This is a genomic window from Riemerella anatipestifer, assembly GCF_009932355.1.
In the GTDB taxonomy this organism is placed as follows: domain Bacteria; phylum Bacteroidota; class Bacteroidia; order Flavobacteriales; family Weeksellaceae; genus Riemerella; species Riemerella anatipestifer_E.
The window spans coordinates 110,743-116,755 of record NZ_LEKU01000022.1 but is presented as its reverse complement, the minus strand read 5'-3'; the positions used below and the strand labels follow the sequence as shown (position 1 = coordinate 116,755).

3 protein-coding genes and 1 pseudogene are annotated in these 6,013 nt (G+C 35.3%); 3 read left to right on the top strand and 1 reads right to left on the bottom strand.

Annotated elements, in window-relative coordinates:
* Window positions 1-94, bottom strand: a pseudogene (locus GXW81_RS08590) (IS982 family transposase); the annotation flags it as partial.
* A 167-nt stretch (window positions 95-261) separates the two neighbouring features.
* On the opposite strand from GXW81_RS08590, the gene GXW81_RS08585 reads away from it, so the two are divergent.
* The 3 genes from GXW81_RS08585 to uvrA all read left to right on the top strand — a co-directional run bounded on the left by GXW81_RS08585 (window position 262) and on the right by uvrA (window position 5,997).
* Window positions 262-2,043: a long-chain fatty acid--CoA ligase gene (locus GXW81_RS08585; protein WP_161531984.1), complete on the top strand. Its 1,782-nt coding sequence runs from the start codon at window positions 262-264 to the stop codon at window positions 2,041-2,043.
* A 60-nt stretch (window positions 2,044-2,103) separates the two neighbouring features.
* Complete coding sequence (locus GXW81_RS08580; protein ID WP_064970959.1) at window positions 2,104-3,048, top strand: SPFH domain-containing protein; 945 nt, start codon at window positions 2,104-2,106, stop codon at window positions 3,046-3,048.
* 123 nt (window positions 3,049-3,171) lie between these two features.
* A complete protein-coding gene (gene uvrA, locus GXW81_RS08575; RefSeq protein WP_161531983.1) occupies window positions 3,172-5,997 on the top strand; it encodes an excinuclease ABC subunit UvrA in 2,826 nt (941 codons plus the stop codon).
* Window positions 5,998-6,013 lie beyond the last annotated feature (16 nt).

Below are 6,013 nucleotides of genomic sequence, written 5' to 3'. Positions count from 1 at the left end.
TAGGTGTTCTTCTCTGATAACTAATCAGTTGATTTTCTGAAAAAAGTCCTAAAACTTCCAAAATTCTTTCATATATTTGCTCTATGTTGTTCATTTATATCGTTTTATAGCAAAAACAATATACTGATTTTCAGTCTAATAAACAACTCTTGTTTTTTTCATTTCATAATGCACAACGGGTTAAAACACTCAAAGAGTATTTTTGGTTTTTATTAAATAAATATTATATTTGGAAAAATTAAACACAGAAAAAAGAAAAATATGTCGATAACTAGGTTATTTGATTTCGCTTATAAGGCCATAGAAAATCATCCAAAAGAAGATATGCTAACCACTAAGTACAACGGTGTTTGGCAAAAGACTTCCACACTTAAGTTTATAAACATGGGAAATAAAATTTCTCGTGGACTTCTAAAATTAGGAATAAAACCAGGAGATAAAATTTCCTTAATCTCTACTAATAACCGTACAGAATGGGCAGTGATGGATTTAGGAATTTCTCAAATAGGAGCCGTTACTGTACCTGTATACCCTACTATTTCTGTTGAAGACTACATTTACATCTTTAATAATGCGGAAATAAAATATTGCTTTGTATCTGACGAAGAGCTATATCAAAAATTATTATCCGTACAGCCAAGTGTACCTTCTTTAGTGGGAATATTTACCTTTGACAAAGTAGAAGGAGCTCCTAACTGGACTGAAATATTAGACTTAGGAGAGGACGAAGCTACTCAGATAGAAGTAGAAGATTTAAAAAAGGGAATTAAAACTGATGATTTAGCTTCAATTATCTATACTTCAGGAACTACAGGACGTCCTAAAGGAGTTATGCTTACTCACCAAAACATCGTATCTAATGTACTAACTTGTACACCTATACTTTCAGAGAAAAAACCTCAAAATACAAATTTAAAGAGTCTTAGCTTCCTTCCTATCTGCCATATCTTTGAACGAATGTTATTTTACTTCTACATCAATAGTGGCATATCTATCTACTTTGCGGAAAGTATAGATAAAATGGGTGAAAATATCAAAGAAGTTCAACCTCATTATATGACGGTGGTTCCTAGGCTTATAGAAAAAGTGTACGATAAAATCTACGATAAGGGCGTAAGTGCAGGTGGTATTAAATCTAAAATTTTCTTGTGGGCATTAGGTGTTAACAAAGCTAAAAAAGAGATTGGTAAACCTAGCGGACTCAAAGAAATTATTGCCGATAAACTCGTATTTAAAAAATGGAGAGAAGGCTTGGGAGGAAACATTGTTACTCTTATTTCTGGTTCCGCAGCCTTAGCTCCTAGACTTAACCGAATGTTCCAAAATGCAGGCATCAGTATATTAGAAGGTTATGGGCTTACAGAAACTTCCCCTGTAATTGCAGTAAACACATTCAATAAAATGAAAGTAGGAACTGTGGGTCCTGTACTTCCAAATTTAGATGTTAAAATTCAAGGAGACGGTGAAATATCAGTAAAAGGTCCTTCGGTTACTAAAGGTTACTATAAAGATGATGAGAAAACTCAAGAAGCTTTTACAGAAGATGGCTACTTTAAAACTGGAGATATAGGACATATAGATGATGAAGGATTTTTACACATTACCGACAGAAAAAAAGAGATGTTTAAAACTTCTGGTGGTAAATACATCGCTCCTCAGATGATAGAAAATATGGCGAAAGCCTCCAAATTCATAGAGCAAATAATGGTTGTAGGTGAAGGTGAAAAAATGCCTTGTGCTTTGGTACAGCCAGACTTTCACTTCGCTGTAAATTGGGCAGAAAGACACAACATCAATATTGGCACAACTCCTGAAGAAATTGCTAAAAACCCTCAATTTAAGGCTCGTATAGAAAAAGAAATAGAGTATCTAAATACAAAATTAGGAAATTGGGAAAAAATAAAGAAAATAGAGCTTACGCCCGAAGTTTGGTCTATCGACAGCGGACTACTTACTCCTACTCTAAAACTAAAACGAAAAATGATTAAACAAAGATTTATAGAACTGTACAATAATATGTACGGACATACAGAAGAAGAATAAATCGGTTTAAACTTATACAACAAAAGATAATTAGGTACACTTGTAGAAAAAATTAAGTTTATGATAACAACATTTAGTTTTATTTTGGGTTCTTTGGGAGCCGTTCTATTTATAGGAATTATTTTCCTTAGCTTTTTTGGACTTTGGTTCATTGTAAAGCAACAAACATCAGTTATAATAGAACGCTTAGGGAAATTCCATAGCGTAAGAGGTCCTGGTTTTCACCTTAAAATACCTTTTGTCGACCAAATCGCAGGTAGAATTTCTTTAAAAATACAGCAGTTAGATGTAGTGGTAGAAACCAAAACTAAAGACGATGTATTTGTTAAAATAAAAGTATCCACGCAATATCTAGTTATTGGGGAGAAGGTTTATGATGCTTTCTATAAGCTAGATAATCCTCACGCTCAGATTACATCTTATATTTTTGATGTGGTAAGAGCAGAAGTTCCTAAACTTAGATTAGATGATGTGTTTGAGAAAAAAGATGATATTGCTATCGCCGTAAAATCAGAATTACAAGAGGCTATGAATGACTATGGTTACGACATCATTAAAACCTTAGTAACAGACATCGACCCTGATGAACAAGTAAAACAAGCAATGAACCGTATCAACGCTTCAGAAAGAGAAAAAATAGCAGCTCAATACGAAGGTGATGCTCAAAGAATCCTTATTGTAGAAAAAGCTAAAGCAGAAGCGGAAAGCAAAAGACTACAAGGACAAGGGATTGCTGATCAAAGAAGAGAAATAGCTAAAGGATTAGAAGAATCTGTAAATGTGCTTAACAAAGTTGGTATCAACTCCCAAGAAGCTTCGGCGCTTATTGTAGTTACTCAGCATTATGATACGCTTTCGTCCATTGGTTCTACCAATAAGTCTAATCTTATCCTACTTCCTAACACGCCCAATGCGGCTGGAGATATGCTAAATAATTTAGTAACCTCTTTCTCTACAGCTAGTATTATAGGAGAAGAAATAAAAAAGAAAAATAAAGAAGCGTAAAAGTTTACTTTTAAGAGGTTTAAGTCAAAAGAAAACAGTCCCAATATATTCTAAGACAATTTTTAGATATATTGGGACTCATTTTTATTTTCAGCTTTCATAATTCATCACTAAATTTGCAAAATGATGAAAAATAGAGATTTCATAGAGGTCTATGGTGCTAGAGAGCATAACCTAAAAAACATTGATGTTAAAATTCCTCGTAACGAGTTAGTCGTTATTACAGGGCTATCAGGAAGTGGGAAATCTTCTTTAGCATTTGATACTATTTTTGCAGAAGGACAAAGGCGTTATATAGAAACATTTTCTGCCTATGCTCGGCAGTTTCTAGGCGGATTAGAACGCCCCGATGTCGATAAAATAGAAGGACTCTCCCCTGTTATCGCCATTGAACAAAAAACCACTAATAAAAACCCTCGTTCTACCGTAGGGACGGTTACAGAGCTTTATGATTTTCTCAGACTTCTATTTGCTAGAGTTTCCACAGCTTACTCTTTGGAAACAGGTAAAAAGCTACAAAGCTACACCGAAGAGCAAATTTTAGAAACCATCAAAGAACAATATCAGAATGAAAAAGTCTTGCTTCTAGCACCGCTAGTAAAGGCTAGAAAAGGGCATTATCACGAGCTTTTTGTGCAATTAGCCAAAAAAGGGTATTCCCAAGCAAGAATAGACGGCACTTTGCAAGATATAGAATACGACCTTAAACTAGACCGATACAAAACCCACGATATAGAAGTAGTTATAGACCGTTGGGTTATAGGCGAAACCGCATCTGAAGCTAGAATGCAAAAATCACTTTCCACAGCTTTGCAGATGGGTGATGGTGTAGTTATGGTTCAAAAATATAATTCGGAAGAGTTTCAGTATTTTTCTAAAGATTTAATGGATACCGCTACAGGACAGGCTTTACCATTACCAGAACCAAATACTTTTTCGTTCAATTCTCCTAAAGGGAGTTGTCCTCATTGTAAAGGTTTGGGGACGGTAAAAAAAATCAATCCTGATTATCTGGTTACCGAGCCTTCCCTGCCCTTCCAGTCGGCACTATTACCATTAGAAACTTATAAATTTAGTAAGTGGGCTTTATCTCAAATTAAAAGCATTCTAGAATTGTTTGACCTTAGTTTACAAACGCCATTTAACAAAATTCCTAAAGAAGCCTTAGATTACATCTATTACGGTTGTGATAAAGAGTTTGTAAAAGATTTAAAACACGCAGGAATTTCCAAAAAGACTAAAATTAACTTTGAAGGGTTAATTCCTCATTTAGAAAAAGTTATAGAAGATAAGGAGAACTACGGTGCTACACAAGTGGAGCGAGAATTTACTGTAGAAGAAATTTGTACGGACTGTAACGGAACAAGATTAAAACCCGAAAGTTTAGCCTTTAAAATAGAAGGTAAAAATATAGCTGAAGTTAATGCGATGAGCTTATTAGACTTAAAAGATTGGCTTTCGGAAATAAAAAATAGCTTTAGCGAAAAAAACAAAATTATCGCCCACGAAATTTTAAAAGAGATAGAAACTCGTTTGGGCTTTCTGCTAGATGTAGGACTAGAATATCTTAGCCTTAACAGAAGTAGCAAGACCCTTTCTGGAGGCGAATCCCAAAGAATTCGTTTGGCAACTCAGATAGGTTCGCAGTTAGTAAATGTGCTTTATATTTTAGACGAACCTTCTATTGGGCTTCATCAGAGAGATAACGAAAGGCTCATCAACTCTTTAAAAAGTTTACGAGATTTAGGAAACTCTGTTCTTGTGGTGGAACACGATAAGGATATGATTTTGGAAGCCGATGAAGTGCTAGACATCGGACCTAAAGCGGGTAAATATGGCGGAAAAGTATTGTGGCAAGGCAGCCCAAAAGATTTAATAAAAGCTGATACCATTACAGCAGACTACCTCACAGGAAGAAGAAAAATAGAAATCCCTGAAAAAAGAAGAGAAGGCAACGGTAATGCGATTGTTCTCAAAGGAGCAACGGGCAATAATCTTAAAAATGTAACCCTAAAAATTCCTTTAGGGAAAATGGTAGTGGTTACGGGGATTTCAGGAAGTGGAAAATCCTCGTTAATCAACGGAACACTCTACCCTATCCTTAACCGACATTTTTATCGTGCCGTGCAAGAGCCTCTACCATACAAAAAAATAGAGGGCATAGAGCATATAGACAAAATAGTAGATGTAGACCAAACGCCAATCGGTAGAACGCCTCGTTCTAATCCTGCTACTTATACAGGTGTATTTTCGGATATCCGAACACTATTTGCTAACCTCCCAGAAAGTAAAATCAGAGGTTATAAGGCAGGGAGATTTTCGTTTAATGTTAAAGGTGGACGCTGCGAAACTTGTCAAGGAGGTGGATTGAAAGTGATTGAAATGAATTTCTTGCCTGATGTCTATGTGCATTGCGAAACCTGCAACGGCAAACGCTTTAATAGAGAAACTTTGGAGGTAAGATACAAGGGTAAATCTATATCCGATGTCCTAGATATGACCATAGACGAAGCTGTAGAATTTTTTCAGCCAATCCCAAAAATCTATTCTAAGGTGAAAACGCTACAAGAAGTTGGTTTAGGTTATATTACCTTAGGACAACAGTCTACTACGCTTTCGGGCGGAGAAGCCCAAAGGGTAAAATTGGCTACAGAACTTTCTAAAAAACAAACAGGTAAAACACTTTATATTTTAGATGAACCTACCACAGGGCTGCATTTTGAAGATGTCAAGATACTAATGGAGGTTATCCAAAAACTGGTGGATTTGGGCAACTCTTTTATCATTATTGAACATAATATGGATGTAATAAAACTTGCCGACCATATTATAGATGTAGGTCCAGAAGGGGGTAAAAATGGAGGAAGCATTGTGGCAGAAGGTACTCCAGAAGAAATTATAAAGAATAAAAAATCTATCACAGGTAAATTTTTGAAAAAAGAAATGTAGATAAAGTTTTAATAAA